20 protein-coding genes are annotated in these 26,971 nt (G+C 42.4%); 15 read left to right on the plus strand and 5 right to left on the minus strand.

Annotated elements, in window-relative coordinates; all coding sequences use genetic code 11:
- Entirely contained in the window at nucleotides 1-3,693 is a 3,693-nt protein-coding gene (locus tag BLV99_RS01265) for an exodeoxyribonuclease V subunit gamma (protein WP_092686937.1), read from the minus strand.
- Nucleotides 3,694-3,900: 207 nt separating this feature from the next.
- Here BLV99_RS01265 and BLV99_RS01270 point away from each other — a divergent pair, with 207 nt between their 5' ends.
- Nucleotides 3,901-4,407: a hypothetical protein gene (locus BLV99_RS01270; RefSeq protein ID WP_092686940.1), complete on the plus strand. Its 507-nt coding sequence runs from the start codon at nucleotides 3,901-3,903 to the stop codon at nucleotides 4,405-4,407.
- Between the two features lie 55 nt (nucleotides 4,408-4,462).
- Here BLV99_RS01270 and pap read toward each other — a convergent pair whose 3' ends face one another.
- Nucleotides 4,463-5,890, minus strand: coding sequence for a polyphosphate:AMP phosphotransferase (gene pap, locus BLV99_RS01275; RefSeq protein ID WP_092686943.1), 1,428 nt, complete (start codon nucleotides 5,888-5,890; stop codon nucleotides 4,463-4,465).
- A 205-nt stretch (nucleotides 5,891-6,095) separates the two neighbouring features.
- Between pap and BLV99_RS01280 the strand changes: the two genes are divergently transcribed.
- The 14 genes from BLV99_RS01280 to BLV99_RS01345 all read left to right on the plus strand — a co-directional run bounded on the left by BLV99_RS01280 (nucleotide 6,096) and on the right by BLV99_RS01345 (nucleotide 21,998).
- A complete protein-coding gene (locus BLV99_RS01280) occupies nucleotides 6,096-6,806 on the plus strand; it encodes a DUF8198 family protein (RefSeq protein WP_086183919.1) in 711 nt (236 codons plus the stop codon).
- Nucleotides 6,807-6,968: 162 nt separating this feature from the next.
- Nucleotides 6,969-7,913, plus strand: coding sequence for a bifunctional demethylmenaquinone methyltransferase/2-methoxy-6-polyprenyl-1,4-benzoquinol methylase UbiE (ubiE, locus tag BLV99_RS01285; RefSeq protein ID WP_004650003.1), 945 nt, complete (start codon nucleotides 6,969-6,971; stop codon nucleotides 7,911-7,913).
- A gap of 11 nt (nucleotides 7,914-7,924) precedes the next feature.
- A complete protein-coding gene (locus tag BLV99_RS01290; protein WP_092686946.1) occupies nucleotides 7,925-8,605 on the plus strand; it encodes a ubiquinone biosynthesis accessory factor UbiJ in 681 nt (226 codons plus the stop codon).
- A 12-nt stretch (nucleotides 8,606-8,617) separates the two neighbouring features.
- Complete coding sequence (locus tag BLV99_RS01295) at nucleotides 8,618-10,237, plus strand: ABC1 kinase family protein (RefSeq protein ID WP_092686950.1); 1,620 nt, start codon at nucleotides 8,618-8,620, stop codon at nucleotides 10,235-10,237.
- A gap of 163 nt (nucleotides 10,238-10,400) precedes the next feature.
- Nucleotides 10,401-11,480 carry a patatin-like phospholipase domain-containing protein gene (locus BLV99_RS01300; protein ID WP_092686953.1) on the plus strand — a complete coding sequence of 360 codons (1,080 nt, stop codon included), beginning with the start codon at nucleotides 10,401-10,403 and terminating at the stop codon, nucleotides 11,478-11,480.
- Nucleotides 11,481-11,733: 253 nt separating this feature from the next.
- A complete protein-coding gene (gene hisIE / locus BLV99_RS01305; protein ID WP_092686956.1) occupies nucleotides 11,734-12,516 on the plus strand; it encodes a bifunctional phosphoribosyl-AMP cyclohydrolase/phosphoribosyl-ATP diphosphatase HisIE in 783 nt (260 codons plus the stop codon).
- 10 nt (nucleotides 12,517-12,526) lie between these two features.
- Nucleotides 12,527-14,032 carry a UvrD-helicase domain-containing protein gene (locus tag BLV99_RS01310; RefSeq protein ID WP_086165234.1) on the plus strand — a complete coding sequence of 502 codons (1,506 nt, stop codon included), beginning with the start codon at nucleotides 12,527-12,529 and terminating at the stop codon, nucleotides 14,030-14,032.
- A gap of 30 nt (nucleotides 14,033-14,062) precedes the next feature.
- Nucleotides 14,063-15,430 carry an AAA family ATPase gene (locus BLV99_RS01315; RefSeq protein WP_092686959.1) on the plus strand — a complete coding sequence of 456 codons (1,368 nt, stop codon included), beginning with the start codon at nucleotides 14,063-14,065 and terminating at the stop codon, nucleotides 15,428-15,430.
- A 364-nt stretch (nucleotides 15,431-15,794) separates the two neighbouring features.
- Entirely contained in the window at nucleotides 15,795-18,638 is a 2,844-nt protein-coding gene (locus tag BLV99_RS01320) for a monovalent cation/H+ antiporter subunit A (RefSeq protein WP_092686962.1), read from the plus strand.
- A 1-nt stretch (nucleotide 18,639) separates the two neighbouring features.
- The gene (locus BLV99_RS01325) at nucleotides 18,640-19,005 is read left to right on the plus strand and encodes a Na+/H+ antiporter subunit C (protein ID WP_086165151.1); all 366 of its coding nucleotides are present in this window, start codon (nucleotides 18,640-18,642) and stop codon (nucleotides 19,003-19,005) included.
- A complete protein-coding gene (locus BLV99_RS01330) occupies nucleotides 19,005-20,813 on the plus strand; it encodes a monovalent cation/H+ antiporter subunit D (protein WP_092686965.1) in 1,809 nt (602 codons plus the stop codon). The genes BLV99_RS01325 and BLV99_RS01330 overlap by 1 nt, the downstream gene beginning before the upstream one ends.
- A 2-nt stretch (nucleotides 20,814-20,815) precedes the next feature.
- Complete coding sequence (locus BLV99_RS01335) at nucleotides 20,816-21,337, plus strand: Na+/H+ antiporter subunit E (RefSeq protein ID WP_092686968.1); 522 nt, start codon at nucleotides 20,816-20,818, stop codon at nucleotides 21,335-21,337.
- Entirely contained in the window at nucleotides 21,334-21,609 is a 276-nt protein-coding gene (locus BLV99_RS01340; protein WP_074943837.1) for a monovalent cation/H+ antiporter subunit F, read from the plus strand. The genes BLV99_RS01335 and BLV99_RS01340 overlap by 4 nt, the downstream gene beginning before the upstream one ends.
- 11 nt (nucleotides 21,610-21,620) lie before the next feature.
- Entirely contained in the window at nucleotides 21,621-21,998 is a 378-nt protein-coding gene (locus tag BLV99_RS01345) for a Na+/H+ antiporter subunit G (RefSeq protein WP_092686971.1), read from the plus strand.
- Nucleotides 21,999-22,339: 341 nt separating this feature from the next.
- Here the strand turns inward: BLV99_RS01345 and BLV99_RS01350 are convergent, their stop codons facing one another.
- From BLV99_RS01350 to nusA, 3 genes are read right to left on the minus strand one after another with little or no spacing between them, the layout of a single operon-like run.
- Nucleotides 22,340-22,744, minus strand: a complete 405-nt coding sequence (locus BLV99_RS01350) for a ribosome-binding factor A (protein WP_004650018.1) — start codon at nucleotides 22,742-22,744, stop codon at nucleotides 22,340-22,342.
- On the minus strand, nucleotides 22,744-25,446 hold the full coding sequence (gene infB, locus BLV99_RS01355; protein ID WP_092686974.1) for a translation initiation factor IF-2: 2,703 nt from the start codon (nucleotides 25,444-25,446) through the stop codon (nucleotides 22,744-22,746). The genes BLV99_RS01350 and infB overlap by 1 nt, the downstream gene beginning before the upstream one ends.
- A gap of 10 nt (nucleotides 25,447-25,456) precedes the next feature.
- Nucleotides 25,457-26,941 (minus strand): transcription termination factor NusA, encoded by a 1,485-nt coding sequence (gene nusA, locus BLV99_RS01360; protein ID WP_004650020.1) that lies wholly within the window; start codon nucleotides 26,939-26,941, stop codon nucleotides 25,457-25,459.
- Between the last annotated feature and the right edge of the window lie 30 nt (nucleotides 26,942-26,971).

Consider the following 26,971-nt stretch of genomic DNA (forward strand, 5'->3'; position numbering starts at 1 on the left):
TTATTCCTCAATCACAGATTGATGCCAAAAGACCGGCTGATAGAGCTGATAGGAAAATTGTTTGCAAGCCTGTTCAAGCAAAGCGGTGGCATCTTGTTCCTGTAAAATAAATTGCCAGTCACGGTGCATTTTGGTCGCTTCATTATCGGCAACCGAAAAACCTGTAAATTTGCCATCTTCATGCCAATCTTTATAGATCACCTCCATATCTTCAATACACATCTGATTTTGCTCATTGGCTTGCCAGTCATGCACTTTATCTTTTTCAGCAATTTTCAGCAGCAAAGCAGCAGGTAACACCAAAGGCTGAGTTTGTCCATATTTCCACGCCGCTAACCAGTGCGAAATCCATTCCCGAGCCTGATTAGAACTCACCCCCTGACATAACAGGGTTCGGTCACTAAACACCACAATCCGCGTCAGTTTTTCACCGCCCTCGCCCATATTTAAATACGCCAGCCAAAGTAAATATTCTAACCACACTTTGGCACGACGCTTGGCACGTGCACTGGAAGCCTCCAGACTGACCCATTGTTCTGCACTGTTTTTAGGCAGGCGAATGTTCATATAAATCTGATCATTGATCTTCCAGACCTGCTGTGTCGTCGGGGTCGTTTCAGAGGCATAGTTCAACAAGCGATCTTTTAAGCGCTGTTGTTCCAACACGCTGACTTGCCAACTGCTGTGTTTCAATTTTCCAATCGGCAGCTGATCCATCAACAATTCAGGCTTTGCTTCACCTTCATGCTGCTGTAAAAAATGCCGTACAGCATAACGCCCTAGCCCATCCAGTAATAACGGTTCTTGCACTGCGGGTAAATCTTCAGGGCGTAAATTATCCACGCCTAAGGTTTTTAAATATAAGCGTGCTGGAAAAGTCACATCCTGAATCCACTGATGGCTATCCAACACTTGTACATCTTGTTGCAAATGTTGATATGGGGTATTCACCCAAGCCGCACGTTGTCCCGTGGCGTGACGAATTTGCCCAGCCACACTGAACCATTGATCCTGATAACGTACCGGTTTTAGAGATTCAAAACCGACTGGATCAAACGGTAATAAAGGATGCACGTGATAAAGGGATTGTAGTTGTTCTGCTACGTCAACCCCATGAATATTCACGGTTTCATTCACCGCAGCATCGGGTTGTTTCGACTGCACAATAAAAGCCAGATGTTGAATCAGTTCCTGCAACACGGTTGATGGATCACGCACCTCACCATCGTTAATATCGAAGCCATTATAAAATAACCATAAGCTTTCTTGTGCCAACAACAGGTTATCTAAAAATGCGCCTTGGTCATCTTCCAAACGTGAACGATCACCCAATTGTGGTTTCAACAAATCCATTAAATCAAAGGGTAAATGCTGGCTGCGATTTGGAAATTTACCACTGTCGAGTCCAAGCATCACAATCAGTTTATACGGTACAGGTCGAATCTGACCAATTTGACTAAAGGTAATTTGCCCCGTCGGTTCAGCATGTTCCAGTTGTGTTTCTAAAGTACTGTTAATTTCAGCCAATAAATACGGTAATGGCAAACTCAACGCACGTAAGGCATGATGATCGTGCTCATCATAAAAACTGGCAAGTGTCAGCATGCGTTCTTGTTTTTTAATAATTTTATAGACACTGCCTAAAGACTCAACCCCAGCGTCTTCAAATTCAGTAATGTCCTGCATCAGCCGTTTCAGCCATGTTTCAACAGGCACACTTTCGCCTTGTTCATGTGCTGTCATCCAGTCACGGCGTGCATCAAAATCTTGATAAATCTGGATCAGCTTGGCAATTAATTCAAAATCACTCGGCAGCACTTTGGCAAAACTGAGCGTGCCTTGAAATAAAGTATGTTCAGGAATGGCAACGCCCAAAGCCAGACGATCGAGCGCAAATTTAAAACTAAAACGATAGTCGTCATCACCTGCAGACAAACTGCGCTGCAAATGCTGTGCATCTAAGCCGCGTTTAAAACCAGCATCAATTAACAATTCCGTGATGCGTTCAATTGCATTGACTTCTAAACCGTAAAGCTGCTGGGTTGCACTCAGACTCAGCCAATCGGCAAAATCTTCAATGCTAAAACGTCTTTGAATCAGTTCAATTCGCCCCAAAACTGCTGTCCAAGCATTCAGCGCATCCAGCTGAGTGACCCCTGCAATTTTAATCGGCAAATACACACTGTCTCTGGACAGTTGATGACTACTGCCTGTTTTTTGCTGAATCAGATCGCATTCACTGGGTGGTGGCGCAAACACACTACGAATTAAAGGTTCTAGTTCACTTAAACTCGGACTCAGTACCAAAATATCGCTGGGTCTGCGCGGCTCGTCTTTACTGCCTTGTGCCAACCAGTGAATCAGCTGCTCTTTTAAAACTTCCAGCTGACGTAAACTGGAATGACAGACATGAATCTGAATCGAATCATCGTGCTCATCTAATACATATTGCTGCTGTTCGGGTTCAACCAAATACAACACATCAGACTGCACTTTAGCCAATAAATGGTTTGCATAATCATCGACAAAGGCATCTGCCCAAATGCCATCTTCGCCTGAAGACAAGTTGGATAATAAGGAAAAATGATCTCGTGCTTGTTTACCAAAACGCGTCAATAACGGATGGCGTGATTCACGCTGTTCGGCATTAAAATTTAAGGTAAATTCCTGAAAGAATTTTGTAATGTCCGCATCACTGGCTTGCGGGTTTTTAGCAATAAAACGTTCTTTTACCCCAACGTCATAACGGGCTTTCCAATTTGGATCGACACTGTCCGCCCAATACTCTTGCGAAGGATTGTAGTGCAAAATATAAATATCAATGTACTGCCCCAAACGGCGTAAAAATGCCAGTTGCATGGGCGGCAAATCCAGTAAAGTAAAAATCACCAACTGGGACGGTAATTTTTTGAGCGCAGCTTGCCGTGTCTCAGGATGATCCAGAATTTCCCAAAACATGGCATCAATACTTTGCATCTGCTCAAAGTCTTGATGAAAAACTTCCTGCCATAACCAACGCTGCCATGCTTCCAATTCATGCGCTTGATTTAAAGTAAATGCAGAAATTTCAGTATTGGTTTTAAAAAACATCTGTTCAATCGGCAGTGGTTTATTTTGCCCCCATGCCTGCAACCAATTGCTTGGACAGTTGCATAAATTGGCTGGGCAGTTTTTCTGACAATGCCCACGATATTCCATGTAATGACTAAACAAGCGTGATACTTGTTCCGCCACCCAATACAGCATGCCTTGCTTTTTCAGCTGCTTTTCCACCCCTTGTTCTAAACGATCAGCACTGTCATAAATGCGCTGTACAATCGAATATAAAGGATGATCTGGGGTTAAAGGATTTTGCTGTGCTTGAATAAAAGTTTTTAAGGCTTGAAAGATGCGCCACTTAATAATAATGCGTGGAATATTGGCTTTACGAACCTGTTCTTTTTGCTCGACCAACACCCATTGATAAGCTGACCATTGAAAGCCGCGAATACGATGATGAAATTGGGTATTGGCACTAATGCCCTTTTGTTCTGCTAATTTTTGCGTTAACCATGCTTCAACCGCATGCGACGGCACAATAAAATGTTGAGTTTTAAGCACCTGAAAAGGCGTTGCAGCAGGCTTATTCACGGTCGTCAACATGGCATGGACAAGCACATCAATACGCTGACTTTGAATCACATGAATTGCCATGAATTACCTACTCCACTCTTTTTTAAAATACAATGCCTACAAAAGCATAAAAATTATTTACTATACATCTGCATCTGTCTATGTCACTTTGAGATTTCGGTTCGATTCAAAAATGCTTTGAAATTCGTACCTTAATAGGGTCTTTTGACATTTTACCCCTTAGTCATTAAATAGAAAAACCAACACGAAGTTTAAGGTATTTAGATTATGAAAATAGATAAAATTCCAGACTCAATAGACCCAGCATTAGATTTAGAAATCATTCGTGCAGAATGCTTAGAACTGGTGCAAAAACGAGCTTACATTTCTGCTGGTGCTGCTGTCGCACCTGTGCCATTTCTAGATGTTGTTATCGATGTCGGAATTTTGTCACAACTCATTCCAGAAGTGAATGCGCGCTTTGGTTTAGCACCCGAACAAATTAGTGTCTACGATCCCGAGACCAAACAAGTACATTGGCAAGAACTGCGCAAACGAGGGGTAGAGTTCTCAGGACTGGTGATTGCACGTACTGCGGTTAAAAAATCCATCAATAATGTTGCCGCTAAAGTTATCACCAAACAAGTGACTAAATTCATTCCTTTAGGGGGACAAATTATTGCCGCAAGTTTAGGTTATATTGTCATGAAAAAAGTCGCAGCAGCGCATGTAGAAGAATGTTACAGCCTTGCCAAAGACATTCAAAAAAAACAAAATGCTCAGCTTGTCGGTTAAGCACAGCGTTATCAGTCGTTGACCCTCAAAGTAGACTGATCTTTCTGCTGAGCGCTTAATCTGCGCTCAGCTGTTTTAAAATGGTTCGCAATACCTCTAAACGCGCCATATATTTATCGTTGGTGGCAATAATATGCCACGGTGCATGCACGGTGCTGGTTTGCTCAAACATATCTGCGGCAGCGTCTAAGTAACCGTCCCATTTTTCACGATTACGCCAGTCATCGGCAGTAATTTTAAAGCGTTTATGTGGTGTTTCTTCTCGCGCTTTAAAGCGCACTTCCTGCTCATCTTTACTAATGGCAAGCCAAAATTTAATCACCACGGTTTGACTGTTGACCAAATCATTTTCAAAACGGTTAATTTCTTCATAAGCACGTTGCCACTCGACCTCATTGGCAAAACCCTCAACCCGCTCGACCAAGACCCGACCATACCAAGAACGGTCAAAAATGGTAATATCTTCATCGGTCTGCAATTTGGTCCAAAAACGCCATAAATAGGGATGACGTAATTCATATTTCTCAGGTGCCGCAATGGTATGAATGTCATATTCACGTGGATCAAGATTTTTTACAATGCGTTTGATTGCACCACCTTTCCCCGCAGCATCCATCCCTTCAAAGACAATAATCGCTTTGCGATCATCAAAGCGCAGTGCTTCAGCCACTTTAAGCGACAGTTTTTTAAATTCTGCTTTATAGTTTTCTTGATTGACCGCCTTATTTGCTGGCGCTAATAAAGGCTCTGGAACGGTTGCCTGTTTCCACTTGGTTTTGTTTTGACTTAAATGTTCTGGGCAATGCTCTAAAGCACGTAAAATATGTTGGGCAAATTGTTGATCACGTAATTTTTCATCTTCACAATCAATCACGGTCCAATCATCAGTAAAACGCTGACGCAGTTTTTGTACATTGTCATATTGCTTTTTATTACGCCAATCTAAGCCATGCAGTTTATGCCAATGCACTTCACTCGGCTTCATATTATCTAATCGTTTTTGCAAAGATTTCCATGACAAATCAAACCAGACTTTCACCACATCAACATGGTTGTTTTTTAGATCCTGTTCAAAGCTGCGCATGTCCTCGACATAGGCATCAAACAGCGTTTCATCTAATGGTTTGGACACATGTAAAGCCGTGATTAACAGATCGCTATACCAATTGCCAAACATCACCATAATTTGCCCTTCCGCGGGAATAAAGGGTGCATACGGTTGCCAAAAAGTTTGATTTTGCTTAAATATATTGGGTGCATCGGCTTTGACCCGCAAATAACGCGGATCGACCCATTCACGTAGCTGCTTAACAGACTCGCCCTTACCCGCCAATTCAATGCCATTGACTAAAATCACCAGACTTTTGGCATTTTTTTGGTCGCGGGTATTTTTTAAAAAATATTGTGCTTCAATCAAATTCAAGGAAAGCTGAGCTTCATCCAACAGCTGATTTTCAGTTTTTTCTATTTTTTCTATAGACATATGGCTTCCAAATCCTTGTATTTATTTCAGTATATCCAAGCATAGAACAAGGCTGAATCATAAAATATACATTTTATGTTGCGTAAAATTGCTTCTTTCTACATCACACTGACTTCTTTTTAGTCATTTTTATCACAGATTGTCATAGCGAGTTTGCCAATCTCGTTCTAAGATTTAACCATCTAAAAAATAATAGAGATGCTTGATGTCAAAACTGGCTGCATTGGATGACTTATTAGAGTTATATTATCAACTGAATTACCATCAAAATCCTGACATTTTTCAGCGTTTACAAGACGTGCAAGCTTGGCAAAAAGTGCGCATGCAAAGCACGCATTTACGACAGTTTGCTGAAAAGCACAATATTTTAATGTCTGAGTATTTTCTCAATCGCTTATATGGCGGTTCAGATTTTGACGCTTTGGCGGGGCAAATTGCGCGTTTAATGAAATATGCGCATAAAGCAGAAAAACTGATTCCTGAAAATGCCATCAGAACAGGCACATCAGGCGTTTCTTTGGCTATTTTAGCCGTACAACTGGATGAGCAAGTCGCGATACAATTGCTCAAAGACTACCATCCACATGAAAAGTTAACCGATGAAATGATGCGTTTGACCTACCTTAAACTGGATCAAGGGCAACAACGCCTTCAACAGCTGGATTTACTTGACCAGTTGGGCTTGAGTTTAGATCAATATATGCGCTCATTTATGGTCTATACCGCATTTAAAATGTGTAAAGGTGCAGCCAGCAAATACAACTTTCAAGTGATGTATGAATTTATGCAGGATGGCTTTTTAGCGATGAAACCATTAAAGTCGGCAGAGAAATTTGTCAAAGATTTTACTGCGGTTGAACGCCAAATTATCCATCAAGTTCATGCAGCCGATCCCAATCCATTTCAGTATCAATGATGCTGTTGTGGAAATAACAAATCGAACTGTGAATTAAAATAAAGAATAGATTTCTGTATATTATTCATAACAATTGCATGCTGATTGCTGTACAACGTCTTAGAATCTGTCATCATGCATGCACTGCAACATTAACCCTATTTTTATGTTAGGAGTGACTCTATGTCTAATGAAAATCAAACGCCTACCTCTACCCCTGAGTCGGCACCAAATACAGACAAAGTAAGTCCTTTCTTAACCGAACCGCTTCCACAAGGTACTGCTCAAGGTCAGCAACAATCCTTACAACAACAGCTGACAAATACCCCTGTTACAGGTTCAGTACCCAAATATAATCTGCCACGTGGCGCCAATACAGGCAATGTCGGTGCAACCACACACTTCGGTTATCAAACCGTGAGTAGTGATGATAAAGCACAAAAAGTCGCTGAAGTGTTCCATTCTGTTGCCAGCAAATACGACATCATGAATGACTTGATGTCGTTCGGTATTCACCGTCTATGGAAACGCTTTGCCATTAATATGTCTGGCGTACGTCGTGGTCAGCATGTACTGGATATTGCAGGCGGTACAGGCGATTTAGCCAAAGTCTTTAGCCGTGAAGTCGGCCCTACAGGTCATGTCGTTCTTTCAGACATCAACGAATCCATGCTCAATGTGGGTCGTGACCGTTTAATCGATGCTGGTTGTACCAATGTCGATTTCGTTTTAGCCAATGCTGAAACTTTAGAGCCATTTGCAGACAACAGCTTTGACTTGCTGACCATCAGCTTTGGTTTACGTAACGTGACCGATAAAGATGCTGCGCTTGCAGCCATGTACCGTGTGCTTAAGCCGGGCGGTCGTTTACTGATTTTAGAATTTTCTAAACCGGTATTTGAACCGTTCTCTAAGCTTTATGATTTGTATTCATTTACGGCATTGCCAATCATGGGCAAAATCATTGCCAATGACTCAGAAAGCTACAAATACTTAGCAGAATCGATTCGTATGCACCCCGACCAACGTACCCTAAAAGGCATGATGGAACAGGCAGGCTTCCAAAACTGTGATTACCACAACTTAACCGGTGGTATTGTTGCGGTTCACCGCGGCTTTAAACTGTAAGGGTTTACGCTATGTGGTCGATTCTGGCACTGGGTGCAGTCGAACGATTCATTCATCATGTCATTGATTTGGATGCGCTTACTCGTATCCAACTGAATGCACTGCAAGGCAAAATGTTGCGTGTGGTCATTGATACCCCGCAACTGTCTGTCGATGTATTTTTTGACCAAGACAAAGTTCGCCTTGAACCTACCGTCACAGGGCAAAGTGAAAAAATATCTATTTTTGAACAACGTCCATTTGATCAAAATCAACAGCTTTCTGAAGCAACGGCCACCTTACACGTTAAAAATGTAGTTGAGCTTTTAAAGTTACTGTTTGCCGAGGATGTCGGTAATATCCCACTGCAAGGTGACTATCACTTGTTGCAAGATATTCAACGGATCATGCAACAAGCCGAACCTGATTTAGCATCACATTTAAGTCCTTGGATTGGCCCGAGCCTTGCACATGAACTGGGTAAAATTCAACACGTCCCGCAACATTTAAAACGCTCATTGCAAAGCCATTTGTTCTTTGCTGAAGATGCCTTAAAAGAAGATTTAGCTGTATTTGCCCCACGCTGGCAAATGGATGACTTAAATCAAGACACGCGCATTCTCAATCAAAATTTAGATCGTGCTGAAGCCAAAATTCAACAACTTCAAGCACACATTGATGCAGCTGCAACTTCTGCTTCACCTCAAGATTAGGTAATAACATATATGATTCCGCACGTTTCACGTTTACTCGAACTTTGGCGCATTGCCGCGCACTATAGACTCGACACGTTGTTTCCTGCGGAAGAATTACCAGAAAAAGCTCGTCATGCTTTAAGCTTGATTCGCATGCACCCTGCGGCATGGTCGAGTCGTGAGCGTAAAAATCCACTCAAGCTGAAACTCGCTTTAGAGGAAATGGGACCACTTGCAATTAAGCTTGGCCAGTTGCTCTCTACCCGCCGTGATTTGATTGCACCTGAAGTTTTACAGCAATTGGTGTTATTACAAGATCGCGTCAAACCATTTGACAATCATGTTGCCAAAATGCGGATTCAGGAATCCTTAAAAGCCGATGTAAACACCCTGTTTGCTCGTTTTGATGAGCAACCACTTGCCGCTGCCTCAATCGCACAAGTGCATACCGCTGCTTTGCATGATGGCCGTGAAGTGGTGGTGAAAGTCACGCGCCCCAATATTCGTCAACAAATTTTACATGATTTTGAAATTCTGGATTGGCTCGGTGCAGCCTTAGAAAAACGCCTAGAAGCAGCACGGGCGCTACATCTTTCGGAAATTATTCAGAACTATCGTCAAATCATTCTCAATGAATTGGATTTGACTTTAGAAGCCGACAACACCCGTCGTATGCGCCATTACTTCACTGGCTCGAGCATGATGTATGTGCCTGAAGTCTATATGGACAGCAAAGATGTCATGGTGGCGGAACGCATCACCGGTGTGCCGATTTCCGATATCTCAACCTTTGATAAAATGGGCATGAATCGTGCGGAATTGGCAGAAAAAGGTTTAACCATCTTTTTTACCCAAGTCTTCCGTGACAACTTTTTCCATGCCGACATGCATCCCGGCAACGTCTTTGTCGAAACGATTAACCCTAGCAATCCACGCTTTATTGCACTGGATTGCGCCATTATGGGTGAGTTGTCTAAACACGATCAGATGACCGTGGCACGCATGTTACTTGCGGTCATGAACAGCAACTTCATGCAACTGATTCTGGTGGTGCATCAAGCGGGTTGGATTCCACCGGGCACCGATCAAGATGCTTTAGCACGTGAAATGCGTCGTACGGTTGGACCAATGGTCTCGAAACCGATGCATGAACTAGATTTTGCCGGCATTCTGATTCAAGTGATGGATATTGCACGGCGTTTCCATTTGGAAATTCCGCCACAATTGATGTTGCTCTTAAAAACCTTGGTGCATGTGGAAGGTTTAGGCACAGACCTGTATCCAGAACTGGATATTTGGAAACTGGCGAAACCGATTTTGACCGATTGGATTAAAGCCAATATGAGTCCAGTCAAAAATATGAAAGAACTGGGTCAGCAAATTCCAGATTTACTCCTCGGTGCGCAAGACCTGCCTAGCCTGATGATTGACAGCCTTAATGGTTTAAAAAATCAGTCGGCTTGGCATTCCAAACAACTGAATGAACTCCAAAGCATGCGTTTGCAAATGGAACATCAGCAAAAACGCAGTTGGATATTCGGTAGCATTATGGCAATTTTGTTATCTATTGCCATTATTGCACCGTGGTATGTCTCAATCTTACTGATCGTATTCTCGGGTATCCTTGCCCTTTGGCGCATCGCAAAATAACTCAGTTTATACACATTTAGAACCTCTAACAGCCTGATGATGAAAATGATCAGGCTGTTTTGTGATGTAATGACTCACCAGTCAACAAGTGATAAATATCGCCATTGTCGCTGAGGCCTAGCAACTTAAAATAACAACACACTTGTATATTTAATCCTAGACCATGACGCAAATTCTGCAAAAATACCGCCCTTCTCTGACGATTCGTGCAGGTCATCTTGCACGCCAACTGATTGAAAAAGAAGGTTTACATGCACAGCAAGTTGATATTGTGCCGGGTGCGGCAGGTGGCCCAAAAGGGATTGGTATTCAAGGTTTAGACCAAGCCATTTTTGGTGATTTTTTTGCCCAAGCCCCACAGCGCAGAACACTGATTGGTTCATCTATTGGCAGTTGGCGTTTTGCCAGTATTTTGGCTTGGGGTGCAAAAGAAGGCACTGAACGCTTATCTAATTTATATACCAACCTCTCTTTTGATAAAAAAATGTCACGTCAGGAAGTTGCTCACATTTGCCAAGGCATGTTGATTGACCTGATTCAAGGTCAAGAGCAACAACTGATTGATCATCCTGACTATCACCTCGCAGTGATTTCAATTAAAGCCCAGCACATTTTCCAAAGTGATTTGGCTCTTCCTTTATTGGCCTCTGTGGCAGGTATTATTGGCAGTAATGCACTCGGTCGTAAGCACAATCGCCTGTTTATGCAACGGGTGATTAGCCAACCGGCATCAGGTCAGCAATTTAAAGTCATTGATGACTTTGTCACCCATTATCAAACTTTAAATAGCGATAATGCCATTCCTTGGTTAATGGCATCCGCCTCTATTCCGGGTGTCATGTCAGCTATTCGTAATATTCCAGATGCACCCAAAGGCAGTTACCGTGATGGGGGTTTAATTGACTATCACATTGACCTGCCCTTTGAAAGCCAAGGCATTGTGCTGTATCCGCATTTTAGTGACAGCATTACACCGGGTTGGTTCGACAAAATGTTAAAAAATCGTAAAGCCAACCCTGAAAATCAGGCACGAACCTTATTGCTTTCGCCTTCGCAAGAGTATTTGCAATCCTTACTTCTTGGACGTTTACCCGATCGTAAAGATTTCACCTTAAAAGGTTTAGAGCAAAAACAACGCATTCAAATGTGGAACCAGTGTGTGGCTGAAAGTCAGCGTTTAGGGGATGAATTTTTAGAAATGGTCGAAAAACAAAATTTCCCTCAGTTTATGCAAGATTTATAATGCTGGTTTAAGTGCAGCTTTGCTGATCGCGTGAGCTGTATCTTGTATTTAAATCCGCGACTATTTCAATTATTTTGATCCATAAAAATAAAGCACGCTATTTTTAAAAGCTTTAATATTAATGAGAGATAAAGTGCAATTATGCTGATGCAGCGTATATTTTTTTCTCAAAGCAGTGCGAATCACGTACACTATGGAGTTGCGATTTTAAGTCGCTCTTTTAAATTTTGAACATATTTTTGGTGAAATTATCATGAACAACGTGCAATGGCTCGATGAAGTAAAATTTAACGAACAAGGTCTTATTCCTGCCATTGCACAGCATCATCAAACCGGTCGTGTACTGATGGTTGCATGGATGAACCGTGAGGCTTTGGCTTTAACTGCTGAAAAAAATCAAGCGGTTTACTTTTCCCGTTCACGCCAAAAATTATGGCATAAAGGCGAAGAATCGGGTCATTTCCAAACCGTACATGAAATCCGTTTGGACTGCGATGCCGATGTCATTGTGTTGCAAATCGAACAACATGGTGGCATTGCTTGTCATACCGGTCGTGAATCGTGCTTCTACCGTAAACTAACCGAAAATGGCTGGGAAATAGTCGATGCTCAATTGAAAGATCCAAGCCAAATTTATGCGGAAAAATCGGTGAATCCACATACCCTTGCGATGAATGCCTCAACGGCTCAATCTGAACAAATTGAAATTTTGAATTATTTAGGTCAGATGATGGCGGAACGCAAAAAAGCCAATCCAGACTCATCTTATGTGGCCAAGCTGTATCATAAAGGCTTAAATAAAATTTTAGAAAAAGTCGGCGAAGAAAGTATTGAAAGCATTATTGCCGCAAAAGATTTTAAATCTGAGCCGAAAGAAGACAATAAAAACGATTTAATTTATGAAGTGGCAGACCTGTGGTTTCACACCATTGTGATGCTGGGTTATTTCGACATTGAACCACAAGTAATTTTAAACGAACTCGCGCGTCGCCAAGGCTTATCGGGTTTGGTTGAAAAAGCCAATCGTCAACACTAAGCCGATGCCTGTGTCTGATCCCAAAAAACCAAGCGCCACCTATGAGCAAGCGATTGCCATCGACAACGCGCGTTTAGGCAAATCCTTTAAAGTGATTGCCTATGCAGGCACAGGTAAAACCACCACCTTACAAATGATCAGTGACGCCATGCCTGAACGGCGCGGTATGTATCTGGCGTTTAACAAAGCCATTGCATCAGAAGCACAAAGTAAATTTCATCGCAATGTCGACTGTCGTACCTTTCACTCGCTGGCGTTTCGTAGTGTGCCACGTGGCGTGACCGATAAACTACGTCTACCACGTTTAAGCCCGAGTTTCATCGCCAAAGAATATCGACTCCAGCCCATTACCTTACGCCGAATGATGGGTGGACGTTACGAAAAATATGTCATGATGCCCAGTCGTTTGGCCAGTCTGGTTGCCAATGCGGTGAGTTATTTTTGTTCCACCAGTTCGCAATATCCAGCACCACGCCATCTTCAAGCACCCAGTTGGTTACATCCCGATGATATTGCTGAACTACAGACGCATCTTTATCCCGCCATTGAACGACGTTGGTTAGAATCAATTGATCCAAACCATCAAGCGGGTATTGGTCACGATATTTATCTAAAACTGTGGGCATTGTCTGAACCCAACATTCCAACCGATTATGTGTTGTTTGATGAAGCACAAGATGCTGACCCATTGATGCTCGGTATTTTGCTGCGTCAAAGAAATACCCAAGTGATTTATGTCGGTGATGCGCATCAACAAATTTATGCATGGCGCGGTGCAGTCAATGCCATGCAACAGCTCCCTTTGCCTGAATCTCGCTTAACCACGTCTTTCCGTTTTGGTGAAGAGATTGCGTTAAATGCCAATGCCATTTTGGGCGCGTTAAATGAAACTGTTCCCCTCTTAGGCAATCCACACCTGCATTCCAAAGTAGTCAATAAACCGCATACCAAACAACGTGATGCCATTTTATGCCGTACCAATGCACGGGCGATGGAGTTATTGCTGGCAGGTTTAGTGCATGGCGACAAAGTCAGCTTACAAGCCGATCATGTCAAACTGAACCGTTTTGTCGATGCTGCAAGCATGCTCAAGCAAGGTAAACGCGTCACGGATGTGCCTGAACTGGCTTGGTTTAATTCATGGCATGATGTGCATGAATATTGCGAAACCAATGACGGCAGCGACATTAAACCTTTGGTGAAATTGGTGGATGATCACGGTACAGATCCATTGAAACGTGCCTTAGCCAAAATCAGCCCGATTGAGCATGCCGATTATATTATTTCAACCGCCCATAAAGCCAAAGGCTTGGAATGGGATCGGGTGCATATCGAAGATGACTATCAATTTAAGGTCAACGAAAAAGACCATAAAATTAGTGATGAAGAGTTAAGATTGCTTTACGTGGCTTGCACACGTGCTAAAGTAAGTTTAAATATTCACCATATTTACGATTTGGTGCAACAGCTCAAAAAACAAATGCCCTTATCGTTGCGTAAAGCTGTGGGAGAATAATTTCAGCTTATTGTGCAATGTAGGTATTCTATGAAAATCGATGCTATTCAACTCAAACATACCCTTCATTTTGCCGATCTCAAGCTGAAATTTAATGAGAAACCCATCACCTTGATTATGGGTGATCAAGGCACTGGCAAAACCACCATTTTAAGATTCACTTATCAAGCCTTAACGTGGTTTGCAGCGCGTTATAAAGACTTACGTGCTGCGGGTGTGGTGATGCTTGATCAAGACATTATGCTGAACCGTTTACAATCCAAAATTGATATTCGGGTGCAGATCCCCAATGATATTGGTACTTTGAATGAATCCAGTGAAGTACCAGACAAAGTACTTGGTTATTGCGATTGGCAACTGTATAAAACCTTAAATAGTCAGGGTATTGGCAGCAGTAAAGCAGAAACCCAACAATTAGAAAACTTAATCGAACTGTATCAAAATGCCATCCAGCATGATCAACTCCAAGGCTTGCCCTTAATTGCCTATTACCCAGCAGAACGCTTTGTCAATGAAATGAATATTCTGAGTAAGAACAATCCACTCATTTTTCAAAGCGCACATGCTTATGAAGTTTCAGCGATTCCCTTTACCACTTTTAGCCGTTTTTTTGAATGGTTGCGTGAAGTGAGTGATATTGAAAATGCACAGATCGCACAACTGTTTCAACAACTGCTCTCCGATCCATCTGTTCAAAAAAACAAAGAAACTGACTTTTTACAGCAATTATTTCATGCACAAAAGCAGATGCATAGCCCTCATTTAGATGCGTTAAAACAAGCTTTAACGACGGTCATTCCTGCTTTAGACGATATTTTTGTGCAGTACCAACCGAAATTACAATTGATGGTGCGTTATCAAGGCAAAAATATGCTCTATCAACAACTGTCGAATAGCGTGAAAAATTGGATTGCATTGGTGGGTGATATTGTGCGGCGTTTATGCGTACTCAATCCGAATAGTTTATATCCCTGCCTTGAAGGCGACGGTATTTTACTTATTGATGCGATTGATCATCAACTGGATCAAAATACTGCTCAAGTGATTTTACCGCGCTTACATCAGGCTTTTCCGCGACTACAAATTATTGCCACAGGTAATCGTAGTGAATTACTCGAACATGCAGCCAAGTATCAATGCTTGAAAATTGAAAATAAACAAATTTTTGAGATACAGCTACAACCATTACAGGACAAATTTGATCGTATTTATGAAAACTTAGTCTTTAATGAAGAGATCATTGAAACAGATCGCCTGTTTGAACCAACCGCAGAAAATATTACCCCACAAAGTCTATGGCAACACATTCAACAGCATTTAAACTTAGAACAGCAAAATGAGTTACTGGGTTTAATGAATGCACAAGATGGTACCTCTTCACATCAGCCCTTGCCATAATACAAACTTAACCGCTTAAATTGCATGCAAAAAAGTTTAATCGGTAAAAATATTGAGTACTCAGTTTTTCATCAGTTTGAAACATGCTACGCCCAGATTACATAGACGGGTAGATAATATGTTACGTATGCGCAAAACTAATTGATGTTGTTTTATTCATGTAATAAGATCAGGGATATGTAAAGTTTTATAGTAAAATCCGATTTTACTATTACTTTTTACAAGTTGCGCAACACAGCTTGTTTTCAATATTTTTAACTCCGATTGGCTTTCAAGATTTAAACGTTTGGATTGCTCTTTGTGATCCTGTAGTCCTTGAAAGATAACATTCACCCTTAGGTTTTTATCAACCTAATTCACGACAATGGATATGAGTGTGCTACCGATTATTATATTGTTACCCTTAGTATTGGGCACTACACTTGTCTCGTGGCTGAAAAAATTTTCGCGCGGGGTAACGGCCTTAGGGGCGATTGGGGTCAGTCTAAGCAGCCTCATCTTATTACTGACTCAAGCAAAAGATGTTTTCAATGGTGCAACAATCACGCAAAGTTGGTCATGGTTACCTCAGCTAGGCATCAACTTAAGTTTCCGTTTGGATGCTTTAGGTTTGTTATTTTGTTTGCTGATTAGTGGTATCGGCACACTCATTTATATCTACGCTTATTATTATTTAAGTCCTAAGAATTCACTGAGCAAGCTGTATGTATTGCTCATGTTATTCATGGCATCCATGCTGGGTATCTCGCTCTCCAATAATTTAATTTTGCTGCTCGTTTTTTGGGAGCTGACCAGTATTTCTTCTTTTCTGCTGGTGGGTTATTGGAGTAATTATGAAGCCGCACAGCGCGGCTCACGTATGGCACTCACCATTACAGGCATGGGCGGTTTAGCCATGTTGGGTGGTTTCATTTTGTTAGGTCAAATAACGGGCACTTATCAAATAGACCAAATTCTTACCATGACTGAGAAAATTCAAAGTCATTCGCTATTTGTACCCACTTTACTGCTCATTTTAATGGGTGCATTTACCAAAAGTGCACAGTTTCCGTTCCATTTTTGGCTGCCGAATGCCATGGCAGCGCCTACGCCTGTATCGGCCTATCTGCACTCTGCAACCATGGTCAAAGCAGGTATTTTCCTGCTGGCAAGACTCTCTCCTATTTTTGTCGGTGCTGCGCTGTATCACAACATTGTGACTTTCGTAGGCCTATTTACGCTGTGTATGGCCGCCTTTTTTGCCATTTTTAAAGAAGATTTAAAAGGTTTACTGGCCTATTCCACCATTAGTCATTTAGGTTTAATTGTCTGCTTATTGGGGATTGGCTCTCCTCTTGCTGTTGCCGCAGCCATCTTCCATATTATTAACCATGCGACGTTTAAAGCTGCCCTATTCATGATTGCCGGTATTATTGATCATGAAACAGGGACACGTGATTTGCGTAAACTCAGTGGGATTTGGCAATTACTTCCGTTCACTGCCACCTTAACCATGATCACTGCTGCCTCAATGGCGGGTGTACCACTGACCAATGGTTTTTTATCCAAAGAAATGTTCTTTACTGAACTACTTGCCAACCTCTCTGGTCCAGTACTGATTGGCTCTGCGATTGTGGCAACCTTAGCGGGTATCTTTGCGGTTACTTATTCAGTGCGACTGGTTCATGGCGTATTCTTTGATGGCCCTTTAGGCAAAGCTGTTCCCAATAAAGACGCACATGAGCCTGCTTTTGGCATGCGAGCACCTGCAACTTTTCTGGCGATTTTATGTATTTTAGTTGGGCTTCTCCCTGCCCTCTTGGTTGAAAATATTGTTAATTCAACCACACGTGCCAGCACACAATTACCAAATTTTGCAGGTACTCATCTTGCCCTTTGGCATGGTTTTAACCTGCCTTTATTGATGAGTACAATCGCACTGTTAGGCGGACTGTGCTTTTACTTTGCTCTGGCCAAAGGTGGAACCATTCGTGAGATTAACCTTGATCCAATGCTGGGTAAATTTCAAGGTCGCATCTTATTTGATTTATTTTTAAAACATCTCTTGCTGAAATCACGCCAGTTCAAACGTAAAACTGAAAATGGTTCACTACAAAGTTATTTAATCTGGATCGTGGCTTTTACTATTGCATTGGTTGCTATGCCATTAATCAATCAAGGTTTAACCACTGGTAGCCGTGAACTTACCCATGCCCCTGCCGTTGCAATTGTACTGTGGTTACTCTTGTTCTCTGCCTGCTGGATGATGTTGTGGTTCCACCATGAACGCATTAAAGCCGTGTTGATTAGTGGTGCAATAGGCTTAGTGGTGACCATGGTGTTCGTGACGCTGTCTGCACCAGACCTTGCTTTAACGCAAATTACCGTCGATGTCGTCACCACCGTTTTACTGTTGATGAGTTTGTCTTTATTGCCACAACTCACGCCTTATGAATCGAGTGGATCACGTCGTTGGCGTGATGCCCTCATTGCGATTGGCGCTGGCCTCGGTATTGGTTGGATTGCTTGGCTGATTTTAACCCGTGACCACAATTCAATTTCATGGTTCTTCATGCAGCAATCCATTCCTTTGGGGGGTGGGAGCAATGTGGTCAATGTCATTTTAGTCGACTTCCGTGGTTTCGATACCTTTGGAGAGATTACCGTACTGGGTATTGCTGCGATTGGCGCCCTGTGCTTAATGGATGGCATGCGTGCGCATGGCACCACCATTACCCAAGGTTTAACCTACCGCTTTAATCCATCACCCTTGATGTTCCGTATTACTGCTTCATGGATTTTACCTTTAGCACTGGTGGTGAGTTTGTATATCTTCCTACGTGGACATAACTTACCAGGCGGTGGATTTATTGCGGGTTTAATTACCTCATTGGCTTTGATCATTCAATACATTGCACTGGGTCAAGATCAAGCTGAGCAAATGTTAAAAGCCAAATCAGGACGTTTATATGAAATTTGGATTGGTTCAGGCTTAGTCATTGCAGGACTCACAGGCTTAGGTGCTTGGTTCTGGGAACGTCCGTTCCTGACCAGTGCGCATATTTATGTCTCTCCACCTCTTTTAGGTGAAATGCACCTTCCCTCCGCTGCGCTCTTTGATCTTGGGGTTTATATCACGGTCGTTGGTGCAACCATGCTGTTGATTTCAGTATTAGGTGACTCGCGTCACTCCAGCATGACTGGTCCAATTGTACCGAAGGGGGAATAAAATGATCAGCTTAGAATTTTTACTTGCCTCTGCCATTGGGCTACTTACAGCAACGGGAATTTATTTAATTCTACGGGCACGTACTTTTCCTGTGGTACTCGGTTTGGCAATGATTGGCTATGCCGTCAACTTATTTCTTTTTGCGATGGGTCGTCTGCAAATTAATGCACCCGCGGTACTTACCGAAACCACCAAGGTAACCGATCCCCTGCCCCAAGCTTTGGTGCTCACTGCGATTGTGATTGGTTTTGCAACCACTGCTTTTATTGTGCAACTTGCGCTACGCAGTCGTTATGAAACAGGAACCGATCACGTCGACTCGAAAGAAGATATTATTCCTATTGACCCACGTGAGGATGAGCCTTAATGAATGCTGTCATCCAATTCTGGACTGAACATACCCCAATTTTTAGCATTTTAATTCCAGCTTTTACTGCTTTTTTATTGGTGTTACTTGGTAATCCAGGCGCTGGCTCATTAGCACACGATTGGCGCCAACCTTGGCGTCGTGGCATTAGTTACATTTCTTCAATTTTAGGTTTAGCCACGGCTATTCTTTATTTAATCTCTGCCAGTAGTGGGCAAATCAGTGTTTACAATTTAGGTGAATGGGCTGCACCATTCGGGATTGTCTTGGTGCTAGACCAACTTTCTGCACTGATGGTCGTCCTCACGTATGCCCTAGCAACCGCTGTTTTATGGTATGCAAGTCATGAGTGGGATACACGTGGTCGTTATTTCCATGCCATGTTCCATTTCTTATTGATGGGTCTATGCGGTGCATTTCTGACAGGTGACTTATTCAACTTATTTGTGTTCTTTGAAATCCTGTTGATGGCATCCTATGTGTTACTTTTACATGGACAAGGCAAAGCACGTTTTCAACTGGGCATTCATTACGTCACCATTAACTTATTGGCTTCTGCGCTCTTTCTGATTGGTCTCGGCATCATTTATGGCAGTGTCGGCAGCCTAAATATGGCCGATGTCACACGCCTAATCCCACTTTTAGAACCTGACCAACATAAACTTGCTGTGGCTGGTGGCTTATTACTCTTTGTGGTTTTTGGTATTAAAGCCGCGATGCTGCCTGTTGGTTTCTGGCTGCCTAAAACCTATGCCGTTGCCACAACACCTGTTGCTGCGATTTTTACCATTATGACCAAAGTGGGGATCTATGCCATTTTACGGATTAATGGCACAGTATTTGACGATCATTTAAGTCAAAGCATTTTGGTGTCTTGGTTATTGCCAATTGGCCTCATTACTTCAGTCTATGGCGTTATTGGCGCAATTGGCGCAGAACGACTGCGCCGCTTCGTCGGATTTATGATTCTGTCATCTATTGGCACGATCTTAATCGCCATTTCGCTGTTTAATACCTTGGCATGGGCTGCCGCACTGTATTATTTAGTGCATAGTACCCTGATTGCTGCTGCATTTTATTTGCTCTCTGGCTGGATTACCTCGCAACGTGGTGCATTTAAAGACCATTTCAAAGTTGCGCCACACATGAAACAACAAAAAGTCGTTTCATTAACCTTCTTTTTAATTGCTTTAATGATGGCAGGCTTGCCTCCATTTAGTGGCTTCTTAGGTAAAGTCTTTATCTTACAAGCCACGTCACATTCACCGTATCAATTACTGATTATTATTGTAGTGTTAATTGTCAGCTTACTCAGTATTATTGCCTTTACCCGCATCGGTTTTGTACTGTTCTGGCGTGCCACACAACCCGAAGACAATCCAAATTCGGCAGAATATAAGGCCTATCAAGCCTTGCCAGATCAAGCACCTGCTCGAAATGACAAAACCATCTATTTACTGCTTTTAGCTTTAATTCTGTATATGGTTTATGCCAGCCCAATTCAGCAATATATGTTTAAAACGGCTGAACAAATACAAAATAATGCCTTATACGAAAGCAGAATTTTGAAAAGGGATCATCTAAATCAGGTCATCAGCGTACAACCATATGATCCAGAAAATCTACCTGAAACCAAATATGGCGGTGAAACGGTTGATCCAAATGCGCATCTCATCCCTTATGTTATTTCTGAAAATACTTTAAACGGTGAGCATATTTCAGAATATAAACAACGCCAAATCAATCAACAAATCGTACAAGAACCGGCCCACCCAGATGATGCCAAACTGAAACCTATGGAGCCTTAACTATGCAAAAAACATCGTTTTTGGAAAACTGGCTACCCCATCCATTTGTTTCTGTCATTGTGGCTTTAAGCTGGATCATGCTTGCGCATAGTATTGACCCAGCAACATTACTGATGGCTTTCATGCTCGGAATTTTTATTCCGCGCTTAGTCAATCCCTTTACTGCCCGTACACCGAATATCAACTGGCTATTGGCATTCAAATTATTTTTTGTGGTGCTCTGGGACATCATTATTTGCAATATTAAAGTGGCTAAATTGGTTCTTGGGCCTACGCATAAACTGCATCCGAAATGGTTTCGAGTACCGTTAGACTCCCAACATGAACAAGTCAATGTTTTACTTGCCCTGATTATTACCACAACCCCCGGTACGGTCACGGCTGGGATTGACCAAGACCGTGGTGATATTTTAGTTCATGCATTAAGCAGTGATAACATAGAAATTGACATTCAAGACATTAAAACTCGTTATGAAAAAGCACTGATGATGATTTTTAATGTGGAATCAGGAGACGATGCATGAGCATTTTGCCTTATACGCTGGGCATATGTATGGTTGCCATCACCATTTCAATGTTCCTTTGCCTAATTCGTTTAGTTATCGGCCCCTCTATTGTTGATCGACTTTTGGCTCTGGATACTCTTTTTCTCAATGCCACCTGTTTAATTGTCATTTTGGGTATTTATTGGGCAAGCACCTCATTCTTTGAGGGAGCACTCTTGGTTGCCATGCTTGGTTTTGTCTCAACAGCAGCCCTCGCCCGCTACTTTACCACTGGTCATGTCGTGGATTAGGAGTAAAAATAATGCAACTTGTTATGGAAATTCTGGTTTCAATTTTTTTATTGATTGGTGCTTTCTTTACGCTGGTGGGTGGAATTGGCATGGTACGCCTCCCCGATTTATTTATGCGTCTACATGCACCAACCAAATCAAGTACGTTAGGTCTGGGTAGTTTTTTAATTGCTGCCATTATTTTTGCTGCTTTTAATGGCCGTTTTGGTTTTGCTGAAATACTCATTACCTTATTCATTTTTATCACAGCACCGGTATCGGCCAATCTGATGGCACAAGCAGCTCTGCATTTACGTTTACGCTCAACCAGTGGTGAAGTACCTGAAAGTTTAGACCGCCCACTCCCTTGGCAACGTTCTCGAGTTCGCCGCCAATATCAGAAAAAATAGTCTTCATCCTTTAGGAGCTTCGGCTCCTTTTATCATTCAAATCAATCCATCGCTCAGCATCTACAGCACATGCATTAAAGCAGTGTAAACTTGATCATCTTTAAACAAATTTGATGATTGAATATCAACAAGATTCTGAGCTTCTCCGTAAAGTACTGCACCTTTCTCAACTTTACCCAAAATCATTATTGAATAATTTCGTTGTATACGCTCCGTGCTTTAAGCTTGTTTATGTTGCATAAAATAGGTCTCCTATGTTGCAACTTATTTCAGGACAGAACACATCCATAAAAAAAGCCACCCGAAGGTGGCTTTTTTGCATATAACTTACGTTATATTAATTATTCATCATCTTTTTTTGCTTCTTCAGGAGGTAAATCCTTCACTGCTTCAGCAATCAAACCAAACATATAGTTACCATATGCATTGGTTTTATCATAATGAAAACGCAATCTTGGCGTAATACGTGTCTTGATACGACGACCTAATTCGTGACGCAAGAAACCAGAAGCACCATTTAACACTGCTAAAGTTTCTTTATTTGCCGCTTCACTTTGATCATCGCCCAGTTCACGTCCCATTACGGTGACGTAAACTTCTGCATAGCCTAAATCTGCGCTGACTTTCACCGCAGAGATGGTCACTAGACCACCTAAGCGTGGATCTTTCAGTTCTTGACGGATTAGTTCTGACAACTCACGTTGTACCGTATCCGCCATTCGCTTAAGACGTTGACTACCCGCCATTAAAGACTCCGTTTAATCAATTGAACATCATAAACTTCGATTTTATCGAGTACTTTGATGTCTTTATAACCTTTCACGGCAAGACCACATTCCATACCAGCACGAACTTCTTCAACCACTTCTTTATAGCGACGAAGAGATTCAAGCTCACCTTGGAATACCACCACGTCATCACGTAATACGCGAATCGGTTTATTACGGTGTAACATGCCTTCAAGTACCATACAGCCCGCAGCCGCACCAAATTTACTTGAGTGGAACACTTCACGTACTTGAGCTACACCCAGAATCGTTTCACGATGCTCAGGTGCAAGCTTACCGCTCATTGCTGCTTTCACATCATCAATCAATTCATAAATGATGCTGTAGTAACGAATGTCGATACCATCTGCATCGGCTTTTTGACGCGCAGTATTATCAGCACGGACGTTAAAGCCTAGAAGTACAGCTTCAGACGATTCAGCAAGGGTAACGTCAGACTCGGTAATTGCACCCACACCTGAACCAATGACACGAACACGAACTTCATCCGTTGCCAATGCTTGCAAAGCAACAGTCAATGCTTCTAACGTACCACGTACATCAGTTTTAAGCACCACATTGACATAAGGCACATCTTTCTTGCCCATAGACGCCATGATGTTTTCAAGACGCATTGCACTTTGACGCTCAAGACGTTGTTCACGTTCACGTGAAAGACGAGCATCAGCAACTTCACGCGCTTTCTTCTCATCATTTACCACAAGAACTTCGTCACCCGCCATTGGTGCTTCAGGAAGACCTAAAATCTCAACTGGGATTGAAGGACCTGCTGATTGAATACGTTTACCGTTTTCATCCACCATCGCACGAACACGACCGTAAGAACCACCAGCAAGAACAAGATCACCGACTTTCAATGTACCGTTTTGTACAAGAATAGAAGCAACAGCACCACGGTCTTTATCAACACGCGCTTCAATTACAACACCTTGTGCAGCACCTTCTTCAGACGCTTTCAATTCAAGAAGTTCAGATTGAATTAAAATAAGGTCGAGAAGATCATCAATACCTTGACCCGAATGCGCAGAAACCATGGCAACAGGAACATCACCGCCCCACTGTTCAGGCACAATTTCTTTAACCGTCAATTCATTTAATACACGATCTGGATCAGCAGATTCTTTGTCCATTTTGTTGATGGCAACAATGATTGGCGTACCCGCAGCACGTGCATGATCAATTGCTTCAGCTGTTTGTGGCATTACACCATCATCAGCTGCAACAACAAGTACCACGATATCAGTCGCTTTCGCACCACGTGAACGCATTGAAGTAAACGCCGCATGTCCCGGTGTATCAAGGAAGGTAATAATCCCTTTCTCAGTTTCAACGTGATAAGCACCGATATGCTGTGTAATACCACCAGCCTCACCCGCTGCTACTTTAGTACGACGGATACGGTCTAGAAGTGATGTCTTACCATGGTCAACGTGGCCCATGATCGTAACAACAGGAGCACGAGTGGTTTGAACGCCACGCGCTTCTTCAGCAGCTTCAAGTAAGTTATCTTCAGCTTGTGTATCCGATACTAGAACTGGGTTATGACCCATTTCTTCAACCACGAGCGCTGCAATTTCTTGCTCAATCGCTTGGTTCTGTGTCACAAGCTCACCCATTTTCATGAGTGATTTGATAACTTCACGAACTTTAATCGCCATTTTCGCTGCAAGATCAGCAACAACAATCGTAGAGCCAATTTCAACATCGTAAACTTGCTTTTTAACTGGTTTTTCGAAGCCATGCTTATTCGCTTGGCTGGTTTTCAAACCACGTTTAGGCTGTTTACTGAAGCTTTGCTCTTCCTGACCACGACGTCCACCTTTCTTCGGTGCACGTGTACTGGTGGTATTACCACCACGTTTAATTTCACGGTCTTCTTTCGCAAATGAATCTTCATATGCTTGACCCACAAGGCCAGCAGCAAGTGGAGAATCATCAATAACACGAATCGTTGCAGTAGTATCTTCAGCAGAGTATTTAGACGCCATTTGACGCATCTGCTCAAGCGTACGCTGTTGCCCTTCTTCAGCCGATTTACGGCGTGCCGCCTCTTCTACTGCTTTTAATTGTGCAGCCTGAGCTTCACGCGCTTTCTTCTGCTCTGCGGTTTCGGTCACTTTAACCACTTGCTTAACAATTGGTTTGTTCGTCGATTTACGCTTCACCACAACAGCCGCTTTAGGTACTTCTTGCTTCGCCGTTTCTTGCTTAGCTGCAGCACGCATTGCTTCTAAAGCTTTAGAAGCGCCACCTACATTCGAAGCTGTATTTTGTTGCGCTTGATCACGACCTTTAGGCTCAGTCTGTGATTTTTGTTCCGCTTCTGCTTTCGCTAAAGCTTCTGCTTTAATTTGTTCTGGATTTGGCTTAACAAACGTATGCTTTTTACGCACTTCAACGTTAATTGTTTTCGCCTTACCTGAGGTACTTGCCACTTTAGCCGTACTGGTTGTTTTACGTTTCAACGTGATTTTTCCTGCATGCCCATCGTCTTGACCATGAATTTTTTTCAAATGGTTAACGAGGGTATCTTGTTGTTCAGTGGAAATAATATCTTCAGCTTTACGTTGCGGTAAACCTGCGTCACGAACCTGCTCTAGGAGCTTCTCAACTGGACGTGCTACGCTGAGAGCTAACTCTTTAATCGACTTGTCCGTCATATATTTCCTCCTAGTTAAACCATGATTCGCGCGCTTTCATGATGAGTTGACCTGCTTTTTCAGCACCTAAACCTTCAATATCTTCAATATCGTCAGTCGCTTGGTCTGCCAAATCATCTACTGTTACCACACCGCGAGCCGCAAGTGCGTACGCGATTTCCTGCGTCATCCCATCCATTGCAACAAGTTCTGCACTTGGATCTTGGATGTTTTCTTGTTGTTTTAATGCATCAGCCAATGTAATTTCTTTTGCACGGCTTTGCAATAATTCAACAATTTCAGCATCTAACTCAATTTCATCAAATGTTTCAGCTGGAACATAAGCAATCTCTTCCAAAGAAGTAAAGCCCATTTCAACCAAAGCCATTGCCAAATCTTCTTCAATATCTAAACGACTTACAAACATGTCTAAATATTGTTGAGCTTCATTTTGTTGACGCGCATAAAACTCTTCTTCGAGCATCATATCCAGTTTATAGCCTGTTAATTCAGATGCTAAACGGACATTTTGACCTTGTGAGCCAATAGCACGAGCCAATTGATCAGTGGCTGCAAAAATGATATCAGCAGTATGTGCATCTTCATCAATCACAATACTCGATACATCAGCAGGCTCTAAAGCACTGGCAATGTACTGTGCTGGATCGTCAGACCACACCACAACATCAATACGCTCACCATTTAACTCTGATTGCACCGCTTGGATACGTGTACCACGCATACCAATACAAGCACCGACAGGATCAATACGATGATCGTTGGTTTTCACAGCAATTTTAGCACGAACACCCGGTTGACGGGCAGCGGCTTTAATTTCAATGATTTCTTCAGAAATTTCAGGAATCTCTTTCTTCATCAATGCCATTAGCATTTCAGGACGCGCACGTGACAACAATAATTGTGCACCACGACCTTCACGATTCACGCTATATAGAATAGCGTTCATACGTTGTTTAGGACGAAGAATTTCTTTTGGGATCATTTCTTCACGTGAAAGATATGCTTCAGCATTATCACCCAAGTCAATGATAAAGCCATCTTTGGTTTGTTTTTTCACTTCACCGTAGATGAGTTCGCCCACTTTAGATTCGTATGCATCCGCAACTAAAGCACGCTCAGCTTCACGAATTTTTTGCACAATGACTTGTTTCGCAATTTGTGCAGCAATTCGACCAAAATCAATCGATTCAACTTCAAGTTCACGAATATCACCGATAGACCATTGTTCAGGATCTAAATCAGAGATTGCATCCTGACATGCAGGCATTTCATGATCTTCGTCAGCAACCACTTCCCATTGACGGAAAGTACGATAATCACCCGTTTTACGATCAATTTCTACACGTAAACGTGCTTCTTCTGCGTGTGTGCCTTCGTAAAATTTCTTTTTAGTCGCAGCAACTAAAGCTTGTTCAAGTGCTTCAAAAATTGCATCACGACTTACACCTTTTTCGTTACTAACCGTTTCTACTACGGTAAGAATTTCACGAGCCATAAGTCACCTATTCGTTCAGATTCTTATTTA

This window comes from Acinetobacter kyonggiensis (assembly GCF_900107285.1).
Classification (GTDB): domain Bacteria; phylum Pseudomonadota; class Gammaproteobacteria; order Pseudomonadales; family Moraxellaceae; genus Acinetobacter; species Acinetobacter kyonggiensis.